Origin of the sequence: Gluconobacter albidus (assembly GCF_002723915.1) — a bacterium.
GTDB classification, from domain to species: Bacteria; Pseudomonadota; Alphaproteobacteria; order Acetobacterales; family Acetobacteraceae; genus Gluconobacter; species Gluconobacter albidus.
Window position 1 is genome coordinate 1 of the sequence record NZ_BEWL01000002.1, and the last position, 18,775, is coordinate 18,775.

General features: G+C 59.9%; 19 protein-coding genes. 6 read left to right on the top strand and 13 right to left on the bottom strand.

What is annotated here, in order from left to right:
* Window positions 1-33 precede the first annotated feature (33 nt).
* The 4 genes from GAL01_RS02995 to GAL01_RS03010 all read left to right on the top strand — a co-directional run bounded on the left by GAL01_RS02995 (window position 34) and on the right by GAL01_RS03010 (window position 5,024).
* A complete protein-coding gene (locus tag GAL01_RS02995) occupies window positions 34-1,071 on the top strand; it encodes a M29 family metallopeptidase (protein WP_062029828.1) in 1,038 nt (345 codons plus the stop codon).
* On the top strand, window positions 1,071-1,706 hold the full coding sequence (locus GAL01_RS03000; RefSeq protein ID WP_062029826.1) for an N-carbamoylsarcosine amidohydrolase: 636 nt from the start codon (window positions 1,071-1,073) through the stop codon (window positions 1,704-1,706). Before GAL01_RS02995 ends, GAL01_RS03000 begins: the two co-directional genes overlap by 1 nt.
* A gap of 28 nt (window positions 1,707-1,734) precedes the next feature.
* Complete coding sequence (locus tag GAL01_RS03005; protein ID WP_062029824.1) at window positions 1,735-2,532, top strand: alpha/beta fold hydrolase; 798 nt, start codon at window positions 1,735-1,737, stop codon at window positions 2,530-2,532.
* 263 nt (window positions 2,533-2,795) lie between these two features.
* On the top strand, window positions 2,796-5,024 hold the full coding sequence (locus GAL01_RS03010; RefSeq protein WP_231865315.1) for a TonB-dependent receptor: 2,229 nt from the start codon (window positions 2,796-2,798) through the stop codon (window positions 5,022-5,024).
* A gap of 110 nt (window positions 5,025-5,134) precedes the next feature.
* Here the strand turns inward: GAL01_RS03010 and GAL01_RS03015 are convergent, their stop codons facing one another.
* Together GAL01_RS03015 and GAL01_RS03020 are read right to left on the bottom strand one after the other, a co-directional pair.
* A complete protein-coding gene (locus GAL01_RS03015) occupies window positions 5,135-6,133 on the bottom strand; it encodes an aldo/keto reductase (RefSeq protein ID WP_456303471.1) in 999 nt (332 codons plus the stop codon).
* Window positions 6,134-6,169: 36 nt separating this feature from the next.
* On the bottom strand, window positions 6,170-6,997 hold the full coding sequence (locus GAL01_RS03020) for an oxidoreductase (protein ID WP_062029818.1): 828 nt from the start codon (window positions 6,995-6,997) through the stop codon (window positions 6,170-6,172).
* Window positions 6,998-7,145: 148 nt separating this feature from the next.
* On the opposite strand from GAL01_RS03020, the gene GAL01_RS03025 reads away from it, so the two are divergent.
* Together GAL01_RS03025 and GAL01_RS03030 are read left to right on the top strand one after the other, a co-directional pair.
* Window positions 7,146-8,045 (top strand): LysR family transcriptional regulator, encoded by a 900-nt coding sequence (locus GAL01_RS03025; protein ID WP_062029816.1) that lies wholly within the window; start codon window positions 7,146-7,148, stop codon window positions 8,043-8,045.
* A 203-nt stretch (window positions 8,046-8,248) separates the two neighbouring features.
* Window positions 8,249-9,490, top strand: coding sequence for a hypothetical protein (locus GAL01_RS03030; protein WP_062029814.1), 1,242 nt, complete (start codon window positions 8,249-8,251; stop codon window positions 9,488-9,490).
* 112 nt (window positions 9,491-9,602) lie between these two features.
* Here the strand turns inward: GAL01_RS03030 and GAL01_RS03035 are convergent, their stop codons facing one another.
* The 11 genes from GAL01_RS03035 to sctJ all read right to left on the bottom strand — a co-directional run bounded on the left by GAL01_RS03035 (window position 9,603) and on the right by sctJ (window position 18,772).
* Entirely contained in the window at window positions 9,603-10,562 is a 960-nt protein-coding gene (locus tag GAL01_RS03035) for a hypothetical protein (RefSeq protein WP_062029811.1), read from the bottom strand.
* Window positions 10,563-10,679: 117 nt separating this feature from the next.
* A complete protein-coding gene (locus GAL01_RS03040) occupies window positions 10,680-11,720 on the bottom strand; it encodes an EscU/YscU/HrcU family type III secretion system export apparatus switch protein (protein WP_062029809.1) in 1,041 nt (346 codons plus the stop codon).
* Entirely contained in the window at window positions 11,717-12,523 is an 807-nt protein-coding gene (sctT, locus tag GAL01_RS03045; RefSeq protein WP_062029807.1) for a type III secretion system export apparatus subunit SctT, read from the bottom strand. Before sctT ends, GAL01_RS03040 begins: the two co-directional genes overlap by 4 nt.
* A 3-nt stretch (window positions 12,524-12,526) precedes the next feature.
* Window positions 12,527-12,799 carry an EscS/YscS/HrcS family type III secretion system export apparatus protein gene (locus GAL01_RS03050; protein ID WP_062029805.1) on the bottom strand — a complete coding sequence of 91 codons (273 nt, stop codon included), beginning with the start codon at window positions 12,797-12,799 and terminating at the stop codon, window positions 12,527-12,529.
* 38 nt (window positions 12,800-12,837) lie between these two features.
* A complete protein-coding gene (sctR, locus tag GAL01_RS03055) occupies window positions 12,838-13,488 on the bottom strand; it encodes a type III secretion system export apparatus subunit SctR (protein ID WP_062029803.1) in 651 nt (216 codons plus the stop codon).
* Window positions 13,485-14,555 (bottom strand): FliM/FliN family flagellar motor switch protein, encoded by a 1,071-nt coding sequence (locus GAL01_RS03060; RefSeq protein ID WP_082790709.1) that lies wholly within the window; start codon window positions 14,553-14,555, stop codon window positions 13,485-13,487. The genes sctR and GAL01_RS03060 overlap by 4 nt, the downstream gene beginning before the upstream one ends.
* Window positions 14,552-15,103 (bottom strand): hypothetical protein, encoded by a 552-nt coding sequence (locus tag GAL01_RS03065; RefSeq protein WP_145995597.1) that lies wholly within the window; start codon window positions 15,101-15,103, stop codon window positions 14,552-14,554. Before GAL01_RS03065 ends, GAL01_RS03060 begins: the two co-directional genes overlap by 4 nt.
* On the bottom strand, window positions 15,079-16,797 hold the full coding sequence (locus tag GAL01_RS03070; protein WP_231865314.1) for a FliI/YscN family ATPase: 1,719 nt from the start codon (window positions 16,795-16,797) through the stop codon (window positions 15,079-15,081). The genes GAL01_RS03065 and GAL01_RS03070 overlap by 25 nt, the downstream gene beginning before the upstream one ends.
* Window positions 16,790-17,389 (bottom strand): hypothetical protein, encoded by a 600-nt coding sequence (locus GAL01_RS03075; protein WP_062029796.1) that lies wholly within the window; start codon window positions 17,387-17,389, stop codon window positions 16,790-16,792. Before GAL01_RS03075 ends, GAL01_RS03070 begins: the two co-directional genes overlap by 8 nt.
* The gene (locus tag GAL01_RS03080) at window positions 17,382-18,017 is read right to left on the bottom strand and encodes a hypothetical protein (protein ID WP_145995598.1); all 636 of its coding nucleotides are present in this window, start codon (window positions 18,015-18,017) and stop codon (window positions 17,382-17,384) included. Before GAL01_RS03080 ends, GAL01_RS03075 begins: the two co-directional genes overlap by 8 nt.
* Complete coding sequence (gene sctJ / locus GAL01_RS03085; RefSeq protein ID WP_062029792.1) at window positions 18,014-18,772, bottom strand: type III secretion system inner membrane ring lipoprotein SctJ; 759 nt, start codon at window positions 18,770-18,772, stop codon at window positions 18,014-18,016. Before sctJ ends, GAL01_RS03080 begins: the two co-directional genes overlap by 4 nt.
* Window positions 18,773-18,775 lie beyond the last annotated feature (3 nt).

Consider the following 18,775-nt stretch of genomic DNA (forward strand, 5'->3'; position numbering starts at 1 on the left):
GAGGACGGGATCGGAATCCAAGGAGCCACCTTCATGCCCGTAAGTGATTTTGAACTGGTCCAGGCTTGGCGACAGGTGCTGACGCTGTGCCGTCTGGAAGCGGGGCAGACCGTGACGCTGCTGACATCGCTGGGCAGCAATGAGCAGACCCTGCGCTGTGCGGTGCTGGCCGTGCGTGAGAAGGGGGCGATTGCGAACCGGCTGGATCTTCAGCCGACGAACGGCGCACTGTCCTTTTCGCGTGATCCGCTGGCCTTTGTCGGGACGACGCCGCTGACGAACAATCGGGCGGCGGTCGAGATGCTCAAGGCCAGCGATCTGGTGCTGGATCTGATGACGCTGCTGTTCTCGGCGGAGCAGCATGAGATCCTCGCGGCTGGCGGGCGCATTCTGCTGGCCGTGGAGCCGCCGGAGGTTCTGGTGCGGATGACGCCGACGATGGAAGACCGGGAGCGTGTGCTGGCGGCTTCGAAAAAGCTTCAGGCCGCGAAGATCATGCGGGTGACGTCGGCGGCGGGCACGGATGCGTCCTTCGCGCTGGGAGATTATCCGATGCTGGAAGAATATGGCTTCGTGGACGTGCCGGGGCGCTGGGACCACTGGCCGAGCGGTTTTCTGGCGACGTGGTCCAATGAAGGATCGGCGGAAGGAAAGATCGTTCTGGCGCCGGGAGACATTCTCCTGCCGCAGAAATCCTATGTGACGGCGCCCATCACCTGCCACCTTGAAAAAGGTTTCGTCCGGGCAATCGAGGGCGGTTACGAGGCCGACCATCTGCGGAACTACATGGAAAGTTTCAACGATCCGGAAGTCTATGCGGTGTCGCATATCGGCTGGGGGATGCAGGACCGGGCGCACTGGTCGGTCATGGGGTTTTATGACCGCGAGGCCAGCATCGGCATGGACCCCCGCGCCTGTTCGGGGAACTTCCTGTGGTCCACGGGGCCGAACAACGAAGCTGGCGGCACGCGTGATACGGCGTGTCATATCGATATTCCGATGCGGGGCTGCACGGTCACGCTTGATGATGTGCCGGTCGTGAAAGACGGCAGGCTTGTGGAGAACGCATGATGAGCGTGCAGAGCAATCGCGACGAAGACCGCTACAGGAAGCAGGGTTTCGGAAACGAAATGGGCATGACGGGGCGCATTGCGCTCCTGATTGTTGATTTCGTCAACGGTTTTGCCGATCCGGAAGCCTTTGGTGGCGGCAATATTCCCGAAGCGATCGAGCGGACCAAAACGCTGCTGGCAACGGCGCGGCGTCTGGGCTGGAAAGTGGCACACACGCGGATCGTGTTTGCGGATGATGGCGCGGATGCGAACATCTTTTCGCTGAAAGTGCCGACGATGCTGGGGCTGACGGAAAGTAACCCCGCGTCTGCCATCGTGGACGAACTGGCGCCGGAGCAGGGCGAATATGTGGTCCGCAAGACGGTGCCGTCGGCATTCGCGGGCACGCCACTGGCTTCCTGGCTGGTGACGCACGGTGTGCAGACCGTTGTTGTCGCCGGATGCGTAACGTCCGGCTGTGTGCGGGCAAGCGTGCTGGATGCGATGCAGTACGGGTTCCGTCCGGTGATCGTCTCCGATTGTGTGGGTGACCGCGCCATCGGGCCGCACGAGGCCAACCTGTTCGACATGGCTCAGAAATGCGGGGACGTCATGGACCTCGACACCCTGCTGTCCCGTCTTCCCAACGCCTGACCTCACGATTTTTCAGAAGGACCATTTCATGACGCAAACACGCCTGCTTTATGGTGCGAATGTCCATGCCAACGGCATCCGGCAGCATTATCTGCGTTACGGCGGAAAGGGCACGCCGCTGGTACTGGTGCCCGGCATTACGAGCCCGGCCATTACCTGGGGGTTCGTCGCAGACCGTCTGGCCGAGACGCATGATGTCTATGTGCTGGATGTGCGCGGGCGTGGCTTGTCTTCGACGGGGCCGGATCTGGACTATGACCTCGACACATATGCAGCGGATGTTCGCGGATTCATTGACGCGCTGGGCCTGAAGGACGTGGTTCTGATGGGGCACTCCATGGGCGCGCGGATTGCGATCCGTACGGCCCGTCAAAATGACGCGGGACTGGCGCATCTGGCGCTGATCGACCCGCCCGTCAGTGGGCCGGGCCGCCGTGCTTATCCCGCCAAGCTCGACTGGTACACGGAATCAATCCGCATGGCGCGCAAAGGCATGAGTGGTACGGAGATGAAGCGCTTCTGCCCGACATGGACGGACGAGCAGTGCACGCTGCGGGCGCAGTGGCTCCATACCTGTGACGAACTGGCGACACGGATCACGTTCGAGAAGTTCCATACGGAAGACATCCATCAGGATCTGCCTCATCTCAAAACCCCCGCCACTCTTGTCGTGGCAACGCGGGGTGGGGTGATCCAGCAGGAAGATATTGAAGAAATCCTTCAGCTCAATCCTGCGATTGCCATCGCCACCGTTCCGGATGCGGGTCATATGATTCCCTGGGACAACTTCGATGGTTTCTTCGAGGCGCTTCACGGCCGCTACTGACTTTCAGGATCGAATTTCCGTCCCGCTACAGGACGGACGCCAGATGAGGTAGACTGTATATGTGTAAACGACCCGGCTCCCTGTCTCTTGCACTCTCGGTGACGACGATGCTGTCGGCCGCCTTTTCTTCATCCGCCATGGCAGCCAGCAGACATTCGTCCCTGATGCACAAGATGGTTCCTGCTGCACATAAAACCACGTCTCGTATACGGACCCCGCCGCATCGGCATTCAGGGCCGTATGTAAGTAAAACTGCGGAAAATATGGCAGTTGTGGCGCGTCATCCGCCTCGGGGGAGTGTCGAGACGGTCAGTCAGAAGATGCTGTCGGAGGCGCCTGCCGGAACCAATCCGATGAAGGTGATCGCGCAGCTTCCGGGCATCACGTTCCAGTCGGGCGATGCACAGGGGCTCGACACCTGGAGTGCGCAGATCTTCATGCATGGTTTCCAGCAGCAGGAAATCGGCATGACGCTGGACGGGATGCCGCTCGGGGAGATGACGTACCGGAACTATAACGGCTTGAACCCGATCATGGCGATCTCGTCGGAAAACGTGGCGCGCATTGACGTATCGCAGTCCGCCGGTGCGGAGAGCATGGCGGCGAGTAACAATCTGGGTGGCGGCCTGAGCTATGTTTCGATGACGCCGTCCGACAAGATGGGGGGAACGGCTGCGGCGGGTTTCGGCAGCTACAGCACCTATCACACGTTCCTGCGTTTCGAGAGCGGCAAGCTCAATTCCAGCGGTACGAAGTTCTATACGTCCTACATGCGCAACGACAGCGGGATGTGGAAGGGCTATGGCGAGCAGTTCATGCAGCAGGTGAACGCCAAGCTGGTGCAGCCGATCGGCCATGACAGCTCGATTTCGGCGTTTTTTGACTGGAGCGACCTGCACCAGAACACCTATCCGGATATCTCTCCACAGATCATCAAGCGGGTGGGCTACGGTCTGTCGAGCTACGAGAATGGCAGTAATTCCGGCTATATCGCGGCTGTGAATGCGGCGAACGGGATCTATCCGGGGAAGGTCGGCACGCTCGATGATCCGGCGGATGCGGCCTATTACGATGGCAGCACCAATACGGTCGATACGTTTGGCGGCATCAAGGCCGATCTGCGCCTGACGGACCGCCTGACCTGGGACACCACGGCCTACGGTCATGGCGAGCGCAACCAGACGTCCTGGGCAACGCCGTATTTCCCATCGCCGACAGGATCGCCCGTCAGCGAGTTGATGAAAGAACCGGAAATCCGGCGTTTCGGCATTGTCTCGGCTTTGCATTATGATGTTGCGCGCAATCATCTTGGCGCGGGGGTCTGGTATGAAAACAACAGCTACATGTCGCCGATGAACGCCTATGCACAGCCGGCGGTGGTGAACGGGGTTGTTCAGGGTACGGTGCATGACCCCCTGACCCAGTGGCGTGATCCGTTCGCGCAGATTTTCAACCAGAATTACAATACCAACACGTTCACGGCCTTCGTGCAGGATACGTATAATGTCCTGCCAAATCTGGCGCTGCATTTTGGCTTCAAGTCCCTGCTGAGCACGACCAATGTCGGGGACGGGTATCTGAACCAGGAGTATTACGGAGCAGGAGCCCGGATCACGAGTGGCGAAAGTCTGACAGTGGCCAAGCCCTTCCTGCCGCATATCAGTGCGGACTGGCATTTCCTGAAGGACCACGAGCTGTATTTCGATATTTCGGAAAACGCCCGGACTTATGCGGAATCCGGCTACAAACTGTCGAACTCGCCTTTTGCCGTCTCCCAGACGGCCTATGACGATACGAAGTCCTCAATCCGCCCCGAAACGGCCTGGACCTATGCAATCGGCTATCGCTACACGGGTAGGCTGGTCGCCGCGACGGTCTATGCGTATCGGACCAACTATAACAACCGTCTGCAGCAGATTACGGAAGGGCCGGTCGTCAACCCGATCTCCGCCGTGTCGAATGTGGGGGGCGTTACGATGAACGGCGTGGATGCAGGGCTGACCCTGATGCCATTCCGCGGCTTCGCGCTGACCAATTCCATCAGCTACAACCATGGTGTCTACGATCAGAACCTTGTCAGCGGCTCTACTGTCTATGCGACCAAGGGCCAGCAGGTCGTGAATTATCCGCGCTTCATGTACAAAGGCCGGGTGTCATACGAGTGGCGGGGCATGACGGCCTATGCCGACGGAAGTTACACTGGCACACGCAATTACAGCTATACGGGAGACGTCAAAAGCCCCGGCTACTGGCTGACGAATGTCGGTGTGCAGTACAGTTTCGGGAACATGAAGAAGTACAACCGCTATCTGGGCGCCATCAAGAACCTGACAGTCGCGTTCAACGGCTCCAACCTGACGAACAAACGCTATATTTCCACGATGGGCCAGAACGGCAATCCGGCGGATATTGCGACAGGCGCGCTGACGGACCAGTCCATGCAGATCGGAGCCCCCCGGATGTTCTTCGGAAGCGTGCGCGCGGATTTCTGAAAACAGGGCCTGCTTCCCGATCATAGCTGATCGTTTGCGACAACTTCGTCATCTGACATCCTGAGGCTCCAGGTCTTGACTGACCCGGAGCCTCATTCGCAAAGCGTCTATCATAGACCTGTCATTTTCAGGATGGCCTCAGGTAGTCTGTCGCCCTGCACGATGATCTGCGCGGTTGCATCATCAATCTCCTGAAGGTCGGCAGGTGTAAGATCAAGATCGACCGCCCCGAGGTTTTCGTCCAGTCGTGAGAGTTTTGTCGTGCCCGGGATTGGCGCGATCCATGGCTTTTGCGCCAACAGCCAGGCAAGTGCGACCTGTGCCGGCGTTGTCTCTTTACGGCTTGCAACATCTTTCACGACATCCACGAGAGCCAGATTGGCTTTGCGGGCTTCCGGTGAAAAGCGCGGAACGAAATTGCGGAAGTCTCCTGCTGGAAACTTTGTGTCCATCGTGATCTGACCGGTCAGGAAGCCTGCTCCCAGCGGGCTGAAAGGCACAAAACCGATCCCAAGTTCCTCAAGTGCCGGGAGAAGCTCTTTCTCCGGCTCGCGCCAGAACAGGGAATATTCGCTTTGCACCGCTGTCACGGGATGAACGGCATGGGCACGGCGGATCGTCTGTACGCTGGCTTCGGACAGTCCGAAATGTTTGATTTTTCCTTCCCAGACAAGCTCCTTGATTGTGCCCGCAACGTCTTCCATCGGGACATCGGGATCAACGCGGTGCTGATAGAACAGATCAATCCGGTCGGTTTTCAGGCGTTTGAGTGCCGCTTCAGCCACCACGCGGATATGCTCCGGCCGGCTGTTGACACCGCCGGAGCGTTCGCCGGTTTGCTGGTTGATATCAAAACCGAATTTGGTGGCAATCACGACCTTGTCGCGGATCGGTTCAAGCGCTTCGCCGACCAGTTCTTCATTGGTGAACGGCCCGTAGGCTTCGGCAGTATCAAAAAACGTCACGCCGCTATCAAAAGCATCGTGGATCAGTTTGATCATGGCGGAACGATCCGCTGCTTCCCCATAAACGCCGGTCATTCCCATGCAGCCCAGGCCAAGTGCGGAGACTGTGAGGTCTTTTCCTAATGTCCGGTATCTCATTGTCATTTATCCTGATTTCATGGTTACGAATCTGGAGGGCGGTCAGGAGCAATCCGTGCTTGTACTGACGGTTTTCCACTCTTCAATTTCCTGAAGGTCGGCCTTGATGGCATCCGTGGCCCATCTCACGGCGTCACTGCCAAGGAGAAGATTATCCGGCAGTTTATCCCCGCTGATGACATCAATCAGAACCTGAGCAGCTTTGATGGGATCGCCTGTTTCTTTGCCGCTGGTTTTATCGGCTGTCTTGCGTCGAAGGCCGACCGTTGAATCGTAATCTGCGATAACTGTTTTCGAGCCATGGAGGGAACGACCCGCAAAATCCGTACGGAACGCCCCTGGCTGTACGACCATGACCCTGATGCCCAGGGGGGCGACCTCTTTGCGGAGTGTGGCCGAAATTCCTTCGAGCGCCAGTTTGCTGGCCGAGTAGTAGCCTGATCCCGGGCTCGCGATGCGGGGCGCGACAGAAGAGACGTTTACGATTGTTCCGGCGCGGCGCTGACGCATGCCGGGAAGGACGGCTTTCATGACAGAAACCGGCCCGAAGACATTGGTGGCGAACAGGGCCGCGACATCGACTTCCTCACCTTCCTCTATGGCGGCGCGGTAACCATAACCTGCGTTGTTCACCAGTATGTCGATCCCGCCGAATTGCGTTTCAGCGCTCTGCACGGCCTTCGCAATCTGATCCGTGTTCGTCACATCGAGTGTCTGGGCCAGGGCTTTGCCGGGGTAGGTTTCGACAAGATCTTTCAGACTGTCGGAGTTGCGGGCGGTAATGACGGCATTATGGCCGCGTCTGAGCACGGCCTGTGCCAGATCTTTCCCCAACCCGCTGGAGCATCCGGTGATAAGCCATGTGGTCATTTTATTCCTCCATCCGCGAAGACTGTCACTACGGATCATTCAGGTGCTGAAGGGGCATGCCTTACAAAAGATAAGATAGAAGCTATCTGATCTTGTGACTGGCGATTAGGCGCTATAAAGCGGATGTAGTTATTAGAAGAGCTAATCAATGCCGCATGAGAACTTCAATGACCTGGCAGCCTTTGCCGCCGTGGCGCAGGAGCGGAGCTTCACCCGGGCAGCCGCTAAAATGGGGGTGTCCCAGTCAGCGCTCAGTCAGACTATCCGGGTTCTTGAAGAGCGGCTTGGATTGCGCCTGCTCACGCGTACCACCCGCAGCGTTGCGCCGACCGAGGCGGGTGAGCGCCTGTTTCAAACGATTGGGCCAAGATTCAGAGAAATAGAGGCGCAACTGGCCGATTTAAGTGCTTTGCGGGACAAACCTGCCGGTAAGGTGCGAATCACGGCCGGAGAGCATCCTGCTCTTTCCATCCTTCAGCCGGCTTTGAAGCACTTCTTGCCGGATCATCCGGATGTCAGTGTCGAACTGGTTGTTGATTACGGCCTGACGGATATCGTGGCTCAGGGATATGATGCAGGTGTCCGGATGGGCAGACAGGTCGCAAAGGATATGGTGGCGGTCCGGATCGGTCCTGATATGCGAATGGCTGTTGTTGGGTCTCCGAAATATTTCAAAAACCGTTCATTGCCGCAGTCCCCTCATGATCTGATGGAGCATAACTGCATCAATGTTCGGCTGCCCACGTATGGAGGCATTTTCCCGTGGGATCTGGAAAAAGACGGGCAGGAAGTGAATGTACGCGTTGAAGGACAGCTGGTGTTCAACACTCTGGCGCTTCGGGTGCAGTCTGCCCTTGATGGTTTGGGAATAGCCTATCTCCCCGAAGGTGCTGTGGTATCACATATCAAGGCCAAGAGGCTGACACGCGTGCTGGAAGAATGGTGCCCAATGTTTTCCGGCTATCATCTGTATTATCCCAGCCGGAAGCATACGCCGGCCCTGTCCCTTCTGATCGACAGGCTTCGCTATCGTGGCAAACAGGATTGAGCATGACCGGAGCCAGGCTCTCTTCCCTCTTTGCCAGGATAGCCGCGCATCATTCTGGAAATACCAGCGCCGGAAAGGGGGGATGTAGCGGAGGATTTTGATGCACTTCTCCAGCTATCGTTCCGTACAGACAGGTTGACGTCAGCATCTGCTTTTAGCGTCCGGGACAGAATGATTTTTCTCTGTCTTGATGGAGTGTGGATATGCTGACTGGGACTATTGCGGCGGGAGGCACGGCATCCGGAGGGCAGGTTACTGGTACTGAACTGGAGCAGGCTGGCACGGACAGTACCAAAACGGGAAAAAAGTCGGACAAGAACGCGGCCTATAACGAGAATCTGGAACAGGGAATGGATACGCTCCAGCAGAGCGATCCGGCCCTGTTTTCCAAAATCATGACTGCGGGAGAGTCTGGAAACGGCAACAGCCTCGTCAAGGACGAGCTTCAGGCGTACAAGAACGGCGACCTGACCAAAAGTCAGGCGATTGCGGCGATTTCCGGTGCCCAGTCACTTGCAAACAACAACGGCGGCGGACGGATCAACAAGAAGGAGCGGGCCGAGGCGAAAGAGGTTCTGGGGGGAAGCTATATCAAGGGCGGCCAGACCCGTGCCGGTCATGCGATCCTCAAATTTCTTGAAGATACGTCCCCGATTGCCCAGATCGTAAAGGGCATCAAATCCACGACGTCTGATGGACCGGGGAAGGAAACGGTTCTTCAGGCGGGAAGTGGTGCTTTGTCGACCGCGACACAGCAGGCCATGTCTGACCTGGAGCAGACAGATCCTTCTCTGGCCCAGCAGTTTTCCACCGATGCCAGCAAGAAGAATGGCAATGCCATGGCGCAGGATCTGGAAGTTGCGGGCGAGGAAGCCGTCAGCTCCGGGGGGGCGTTTTCCGATGCTGACGCAGCAGCGCTCGGAAGCCAGATCGGACAGATGGGGGCAGGCAAGGTCTCAAAGAAGGACGCCGCGGATTTCGAGGCGGAATTCGGAGAAGGCACAATTGATCGTGGCAGCACGAAGGGCGCCAAAGGATGGGATAAATTCGAGACGGGGGTTGGTCATTTCCTGTCTTCTGTCGTCTCTCCGCTGACGGACGGTGTCGGTATGATCGACCAGTTCGCCAAGGGAAACAAAAGTCAGGGTCTGAAAGATCTTGGCGGAATGTTTGAAGGCGTCGCCAGCGATGCCGCGCTGCTCTTTGTTCCCGAAATCGCGCCCGAAGTGGATGGAGTGGAAGCAGCGGCCCGCACGGCCGAAGGTGTTGCGGAAAGTGCGGAAAAGGGTGCTTCCTCCATTAGCGACATTCTCAAGAGTGCTGCCGGGAAAGTCGGCAACGGGCTTCTGACTGGCCTGGATACAGCGGATTATGGCTATAATCTTTACACCATGGGGCAGGGCGACCCGATTGTGCAGCAGCACAAAAATACAGGCGAAGCCTGAGAGGTGCCGGCTTACGCCACCCCGGTGGCGTTCCGGTTTGATGTTCTGAAAGCAGAAGCCATGAGCCGGGGCAATATTGCCCCGGCTCATGGCTATTTTGTCTGATGCCGGATCAGGCGTCTCCGAAGTCTGCCGTGTAATGCTGGCTTGTATCCTGTGCCATGGTCATCGGATTGGAGCTGGTCGCGTTGCGATCATCATCCGGGTGGATATAGGCGTTCCCGGTGCCCAGCTTTGACTCCATATAAGCGCCACCGTCTTTCATGTCCTGCGTTGAGCCGTCATACCATCCGGTCACGGTCGCACGGCCAGCTGCGTCTTTCGTGACCGCATTGGAGGGGGCGTCGCTGGCAATGCTCTGGCTATCGCCTGCGGTTTTGCCGTTGCCGTCGGAAACCTTGATGGAGGCGTTGCGTCCGTCGATGTAGCTGACATCGTCGTTATTGACGCCCTTGGCATCCGCATAGAATTCGAGGCGGCTGGCGGTGGACTGGAAATTGCCGGACGAGTCTGCTTCGGCGTCATAGCCGCCCTGGCCATTCTCGTATTTTAGCGTGCCGGTCTGGCCGGGTTTGAGGTCGATCTCGGCTGTGGGCTGGGTCGTGGACCCACCGTTGAGAAACTGGCCGATCTTCTCGTCGTGATTGCTGGTGTTTGTGATGGTGGTCGTGTTGGGACCGTCTCCCGCACTGACGCCCGAGGTGCCGGACGTCACGGCTGTGGCTGCGGGGCTGGACGTGTCGCTTGAAGCCGGAGTGGCGGACGACGTGGATCCTGTGGCGGGTGTCGCAGAGGCCGAAGATCCAGCTGCCGGAGAGGCAGCCGGAGAAATGGCCGGGCTTGCCGTATCGGAGCCGGGGTTTGTCGAAGTTTCCTGGTTTCCCTGCTTCAGCAGGGCCATGAGTTCCTGAAAGACTTCCGCAAGTTTGGCCTCTTCTTGCGAATTCTGGGTCCCGCTGCTCTGGCTTGCGCCGGTCGCGCTTCCAGTCCCGGAAGAGAGGCTTCCGGACTGCATTGCGGCCATCAGTTCCTGGATCAGGCTCTGGGTGTCGGGCGTGATTGAAGTGCTCATGTCGTCCTCATCGTGCGGCTGAAAGCGGGCATGGCAAACGGATTCATGGCCGCGTTTTTCTGCACGGTCTGTTTACGATGGGAAGCTGACGTCAGCCTGATTTGCGTCCAGATGACGTCACGACGGAAGATTCTGAAGGATACGCGCAACAGGCTGGAAGAATTCAGGCGTGATCGTTGTGCCGGGCTTGAATTTCTCCGCAAGGTTTCGCGCAAGTTCATAATCCCAGACGACAGGAATGCGGCTCTCCTGAGCGATTGTGCGATAGATCCCAGCCTGTTCTCCATGTGCCCGACAGACAATACGCGGAAGAGGCGTCTGGGGCGGTTTGTAGCGCAGACCGATGCAAATCCCGTCTCCGCAGATCATGACGCTGGCCTGCTTCGGGCCAAGCGGTGCGGTATTGCGACGGGCCTGGCTCTGGAGGCGACGCTGCTGGCGCTTGATGAGTGGGTTGCCCTGGCTTTCCTTGCGTTCGTTCTTCGCCTCAGTGGGCGTCATCCGCATTTCCTTGAGGAACATCTGCCGCTGGATCAGCAGGTCGATCACGCCGGCAACCATGTAGAAAACACAGGCGGCACCGAAAATCGGCATCAGCAGCGCTGAAAGGATGCGGGGCAGTTCAGTAATCCCGGCCTCGGGCACACGGACGAGACCGCCGATCGCACCATGAATGATAAGCGCCAGTGCGCCGCCGAAAAACAGGACCTTCATCAGTGACATCCCCAGATCCACGAAAGTCCGGGCCTTGAAGAGGTTTGCGAACCCCGAAACCGGATTGATCTTCTCGAATTTCGGCATCACAGGGTCGAGTGCGAAAACAAACCCGCCATTGGTCAGCAGCCTGACGAGAATTCCCGTGACGACGGCCAGAGCGAGAGGGGTCAGGGCATCTTCGAGGCAGATGGTTCTAAGGGCCTGACCCACGCTTGCGACCCCGGATCTGAAATCCATCGCAAGAGCGTTTCCGACCGCATCCATCATCGTTTGCAGATGAACGGCAATCGCGTTTCGCCGCAGCAGAAGCCAGCCGATCAGGATGATGGTCACCACTCCGGACTGAAGATCCGGAGCCTTGGCGATATGGCCTTTGCGACGTTCATCCGCGAGTTTCTTGGCAGAGGCCGGGAGTGATTTTTCCTCGCTGCTACCGCTCATGGCTTCAGCAACTGGCGCATGGTGCCAAGAACATCCCGCGAGGCGACAAGATCATGCTTCATGTACGACACGAGCCAGGCGCAGTAGCCGAACATCATCAGGATGAAGACCAGATTGCGCAGGTTCGGGGCAAGATCATAAAGATGCAGTTTCGGGATGGCGCGCATCAGCAGAATGACGCTCGCCTCACACAGCAGCATCGCCAGCATGACGGGAGCGCCGATTGAAAGGCTCACGGTTTCCAGCCGGTCAAGCAGACCCAGCAGGACCATGCCGAACCCCGGCTGCGGCGCCAGCGCCAGAGCGAGCGGAGGCCAGAGCGTTTCAGACGACAGCAGCGTATCGGCCAGAAGATTGAGCCCCCCTGACAGGACAAACAGCGTCGTGACGGCAAGGGCAAAAAAACCGGCGGTTGTGGACTCCTGATTGCCGCTCCCCGGATCTTCGGCCTGACCCTGCGTTGCGCTGCGCTGGGTGTCGAGCAGTTCGCCCGCGCATTGCACGCCCCAGATCGGCAGACCGATGAGCAAACCGATGATGACGCCGATCACCATTTCCTTGGCCCCGAGCATACCAAGCGCCATCAGGGATCGTGGTTCGGTGAGCAATCCGGCATGGATCATGGGGGTTGCCGGAATACCCAGCGCGAAAGCAATGGCCCCCGTGATGGGGCCGCCAAGTTGCATGCGTGTAAAGACCGGCAACACGATGGCCGCCCCTGCAGGGCGGCTCATCGCAAGCGCGATGGAGCTCAGCCAGGGCAGCATCTGTTGCAGGACAACAAGGGCGTCAGTGGCAGGCACGGCTCAGAAGCGCGTCATGGCCGGAAAATCGGTCAGAACGTGTTCGGTAAAGGCCAGCAGGGGCGGAAAGAGTGTCGAGGCCATAAGCACCAGCGTCGCGCAGACTGCGACGACCTTGAAGGTCAGCGGCATCGTCTGGTCCTGAAGCTGCGTTACGGCCTGCAGAAGCCCGATCAGAAGCCCGACCACCAGCGCAATCGCCAGCGGCGGTCCCGCGATCGAGGCGAACAGGAAAAGCGCGGAAGAGAGTTCCTGCGTAAGGGCCGCATCATCCACAGGCAGTGTTCTCCCGCAGATGTGTGCGCCTCGAGGGCCTATGCATAGCTCATCACCAGCCCGTGCAGCAGGCGTGTCCAGCCGCTGGCCAGAACGAACAGAAGCAGCTTGAGCGGAACCGAAATCGTGTTGGGCTGCACCTGGGACAGGCCCATCGCGATCAGAATCGTGGTGACGACGAGGTCAATGGTAATGAACGGCAGATAGATCAGGAAGCCGATTTCAAACGCGCGTTTGAGCTCTCCCGTCAGGAAGGAGGGGAGAAGGATCGGGAGCGATTCCGGCGTCAGGCTGTCGCGCATGTCCTCGGGCCACAGGCGCTGGGTGGCGTTCATGAAGAAATTGCGCTCGGGAGCCTGTGTGAAGCGGAGCAGATGCTGGGCGACGGGGGCCTGCACGCGTTCATAGGCATCCACATAATCCGTCAGCGTCTCGTATTTCTGGTCGCTCTCCATGGCCGCCTTGTAGATGTCGTGGCCAAGAGGCGCGGAAATGAAAAGCGTGAGGATCAGCGAGATGGCATAGAGCACGATATTCGGCGGAGACTGCTGGATGCCGAGCGCGGTGCGCAGCAGGAACAGGACGACCGAGATTTTCACGAACGACGTGGTGGTGATGACCGCGAGGATCAGGACGCCGAACCCAAGGGTCAGGACAAGGGCCGTGACGAGATTGGTCGAGCCGATCATGCGGTGATGATCCGCGTCACCCGGATGGCGACGGAGGACCCGAGATCCACGAGTTCGCCTTCACCAATGCGGCGGCCATTGGCCATGATCGACACGGAACGCTCGGTGAGCGCGCCAATATCAATCACATGTCCTTCTCCGATCGTCCTCAGTTCGGCCAGCGAGACCGGCATCCGCGCCAGTTCAAAAGTCAGGGGGATCTGAAGCTGTTCGATGGCGGAGGCTTCGGCCTCAACTGGGGTGGCCGGGCGCGGGCTGGTCGCGGAGGAGGGGTGTGTTTCAGTCATGCTGTTCCAATCTGCTGGCCAAATCCGGGCGAGAGGCACAAACCCGCCCTCAAAGACAATCCTGCTGCCGTCATGGCGGACCACTGCGCCCAGCACCTCGCCCGCAACGATGACGTGCCGGACCTGTGCCGCCGTCCCCAGGACCAGTCCGAAACCGGGGCCGAGCGCCATGAGTTCTGCGGGCGAGACCAGAACGCTGCCAACCCTCAGCGACAGCATCACCGGCGGATCGGGAAACCGGCGCACAAGCGGCGGTGCCAGACGGTGCAGCACAGGCATCAGCGCCAAAGGCAGGCGCACGAGGCCGCAGAAACTGTCCGAATTTCCAAAACGGGCCTCAAACCCGATCTCGCCAAGCGCGGGCATGTGGGGCAGGGCCTGCTGCGCGGGTTCGATCCGCGTAAACCGGATCGGCGCGCCTGTCGCAGCTTCCAGTGCGGTCAGGCCCTGATCCAGCAACATCTCAAGCAGCAGCAGGGCCGACAGCGCTTCCATCGGGGCGCGAGGCTTCGGCTCCGCCAGCGAAACCAGCCTTTGAAGGATCTCGTGAGGGAGAACACATTGCCCCTCCCTGTCACCGATCCGAAAACTGATCGCACTCCACTGCCCTGAGGCCCGCTGTCCTGTGACGACGACCGGCGGCGTAAAGCGCACCGAAAGTCGCTCTTCGCCCACGGGCAGGACGAAGTCGTGCCGCCCGAGCAGACCTGCCGTCGCAGCGTCATAGCCCAGCGGTCTCGGTGTAAGGCGATGTATCGCGCGCGGTAGAGACAGCGTCATGGAACGCTGAACCGCGATGTCGTGCCGCGCTGGCGCAGGCGTGTGAGTCGCGCGTTGCTCTGGCGCATCATGGCGATCTCTGCAATGTCCTGCTCCTCGCGCTGCTCCTGCGCCGTGCGTTGTTCGGTCAGAACGCGCTCCAGCAGGTCGCGCGCCTGTTTTTCGCGCTGTTCGTACTGCATCAGGAGGCGACGTGTGGCGGCGGCGAGCTGCCGGGCTTTTTCGACGTCCCGTTCGGCCTGAGCGATCCCGTCTTTCAGGCGCTTTTCGTGACGGGCGAGCTCTTCGATATGCTCATGATCCCGACGCAGGAGCACGGCGCTGACCGGCGCATTCTGTGCGCGTACGGCAATCTCCGTCTGAACCCGAAGCTGATGTGTTTGATGGTCGGACAGGGTCTGGCTGGCGTGGTTGAGACGCGTCAGACGCTGATCGGCCTGCGACGTTGCCGCCGACAGAAGCTGCCGCGCCTCTGCGGCACGGCGCTGGCGCAGCGTCACAAGCTGTTTCGCTGCCTGCGGGCTCAGGCGCAAAGACGGTTCAGCCATTCCAGCATCTCCGCAAAGGACGTACGCTCGTCGTTGCCCTGACGCAGGAAACCCCGCAGCGCGCCGATTTTGGCAATCGCCTCATCCGCCAGTGCGTCACCGCCGGGCTTGTATTCGCCGACCTGTAACAGAAATTCGACCTCCTGATATTTCGCCCACAGGCTCCGGATTTTCGTGGCCGCCGCCTGATGTCGGGGATCGGTCACGAGACACATCACGCGCGACCGGCTGGTCAGGACGTCAATCGCCGGATAGTGCCCCGCCGCCGCCAGTGCGCGCGACAGAATGACATGGCCGTCCAGAATGCCGCGTGTTTCTTCAGCAATCGGATCATCCATTCCGTCCTCGACCAGCACCGTATAAAACGCTGTGATCGACCCCCTTACGCCCATGCCCGCGCGCTCCATGAGCTGGGGCAGGGCTGCGAAAACCGAAGGGGGAAAGCCGCGGCGCGTGGGCGGTTCCCCGGCAGCCAGCCCGATCTCGCGCAGGGCGCGGGCATATCGGGTGACATTGTCCACGAAGAGCAGAACCTTAAGCCCCTGGTCGCGGAAATATTCCGCAACTGTCGTGGCAGCCTGTGCACAGACGACGCGCTCGGCAGCGGGCCGGTCGGAGGTGGCGACGATCAGGACAGCATTTTTCAGCCCGTCCGCCCCCAGATTATGCTCGACGAACTCGCGCACTTCGCGGCCACGTTCGCCCACCAGCGCCACGACTGCGACATCGGCGGAACTGCCCTTGACGATGGCGGACATCAGCGTGGATTTGCCCGCCCCGGCCTCGCCATACACCCCGAGCCTCTGCCCTTCGCCACAGGTCAGCAACCCGTCCAGAGCACGCAGCCCGACGGGCAGCGGCCGGGCGATCGGCTGACGTTCCATCGCGGGGGGCGGTGCAGCCTGGACGGAGCGTGATGGTCCGGCTGGCAATGGTCCCAGACCATCAATCGGCGTGCCGAGTGCATCGAGCACCCGGCCCAGCAGCCGTTCGCCGACCGGGAAGCTGCGTCGCCCTCCGGTTGTGACGACTTCCGTGTCCGCCGAAACCCCTTCGAGACCGCCCATAGGCGTCATGAGGACTTCGTTTCCGTCCAGCCCCACCACCTCGGCATTCAGGGACCAGTCGCGATCGCGGTTCTGCAACCGGCACAGATCGCCCACGGCCACATTCGGCAGAATGGCACGGATGATGGTTCCGGTGGCGCTCACGACGCGTCCCTGCATCGGATGTGTGTCGATCCCCGCCGCCCGTGAGCGAAGCATGGGCAGAAGGGTTTTCATCCGCGCGATGACATGATCGGCTGTCTGCGACGGATCGCGGCTCACCTGCATCCGGGACAGAGGGTCAGCCTGCCGGTTCTGCGTCACGGGCGCGCCGGAAAGACGGGACATGTCTTTCGGGGCCGGGTTTTCAGAAGCCGGATCGCGTTTGATGAGAGACGCTCCGGACTGATCGGTCCGGGCGTCTTGTGTTTCGGGACTGGGACGGGAGGCGGCCTGTTCCGCGTCTTCGGGAGGCAGGTCCTGCTCGGGTTGCGTGTTGTCCGTCCGCTGAAACATGTGCAGGCGGACGAAATCTGCTTCCAGCGCACTGGCGAGAGACACAGCCGGACGCGCGACATCCATGAGGCCGTCCGCGGAAACCGTGTCGTCTGGAGCCTGAGAGGACGGCATGAGCGGGATGTCAGTCATGCTGCATCCACTGTGCGCTGAGATGCTCCCGTAGCACGGCAAGCTGGGCGTCCACGCCCAGTTCCGCCACGCCCAGTTCGCTCTCCAGCACACACCGTCCGGGCGACAGCATCGGGTCGATCTCAAGACGCAGGCCGGGATTATGGACCGTCAGGTCTTCCACGACCGGGCGCAGGATGTCGGCGCAGTCGGACGCCACCCGCAGCGTGGCGAGCGTGCCATGCCGGATTTTCCCCAATGTATGCCTGATGGCGGCTGGAAGAGCGCTCCCGATATCAAGCCGACCGAACAGATCCGTCACGACATCCGTCACAATGGCCGGAAGGCTCGTTTCCAGATCCCTGAGTACTTTTGCGACTGCCTCATCGGTCACGAGAAGACGACGCGCCATTTCTGCGGAGGCTTTGTCATGCCCGGTCTGATAGCCACGCCGACATTCCGCATCATAGGCGTTCCGCGTGGCGCAGAGCAGCATCGTGGCGTTTCGGATGGCGGTGTCATAGGCCAGGGACGCGTCGCACCAGGCGCTCATTTCCTCGGGGCGCAAGACCGTCGTGGAGGGTCGCATCCGCGAAAACATCCGCTCAGACATGCGTGGCAATCCCTTCCGCGACCTTCAGGATGATCGGGTCGTACGTGCCGGATGCCGCGGGCAGAAGGGTCCTTGCGGGCAGTTTCAGCGCGGCGAAGCGCCCGTAATCGCCGGCCAGACTGTCGCGCCAGCGGATCAGGCAGGACCAGCCGCAGTCGGTGACGGCTCTTGCGAGGCCGGGAAGGTCCGTGTCGGGGTCGGTCGGTGTTCCTGCGGACGGGATTGACAGACCGGCCTGCGCCCAGTGAGCGCCGTTACGGATACCAAACAGCCTGACGTCTTCGCCCAACGTGGCATCAAGGACCGTAATCGCCTGCCGGTCCACCTGTTTGGACAGACTGCGCCAGTGAACGACAGCCCCCATACGTCGTCCCGCTTTCTGCAGGACGTCATCGGGTTGAAGCGCCAGGGCTTCCAGCGCGTCCTGGGGCGGATGAGCCGGCGACAGGTCCTGACAGTCCAGCATCTCAAGCAGGCGGTTCGAAAGCCTTGAACAGGTCTGGAGTTTCCGGACCGTATCACGTTGCAGCATCGGCAGGCGCAATTGCAGATGGGACGGATGAATACTCGCCAGCATCTGACTGTAGTCTGGCCCAGAAGACGCGCCCGTGCCGTGTGGTGTACTCACGCAGCCTCACGCGGCACGATGGCCAGTTCCGTCGTGGTCGGAACCGCTTTCCTGCGAAAGCGTCGCCACAGGAGGCTGGCGCCATATCCGGCAGGGAAGGCGAAAGCGAAAAACCATCCGGTCCAGCCGAGCGGACTCATCCATTCCGTCTGAACCGGCGCAAGATGGGGAACCGCGACCGGCAGAAGAATGACGGACACCCGGTCATAGGCCAGATCCTGAACGGCATTGGCGACCATCAGCTTGATCTTGGGCAGCAGCCCCGATACAGCCGTTCCGGAATCGTACCGGATGACAACCGATGCCGTCGCCGGTTTGTCCACACCCGTCACCGGATCGCTCGCGGCAGGCGCAATATGAACACGCGCATCAATCACGCCATCAATGTCATTGAGCGTGTGCCCAAGCTCCTGACTGATGCCGTAATACAGCTTGGCGCGCTCGGCCGTTGGGGTGCTGATCATGCCCTGCTGCTGGAAGATCTTGTCCATGCTGTCATATCCGTTGCGGGGATAATGACTGCTGCGCAGGATGGAGACGGCATCCGCCACATGCCGTTCCGACACTTCCACAGTGGAACTGCCGTCCTTGGCGATCAGACGGGTGGCGGAAATCCCATGCTGCAGAAGGATGGCGATCATCTCCATCGCATCACGTTCCGAAAGCTCCGTGTAGAGCACGGTCTGACACGCAGTGAGGGAGAGGAGAAGGAGCAGGGCGGGAAGGGTGAGAAACAGACGCCGGATACGGAACATGAT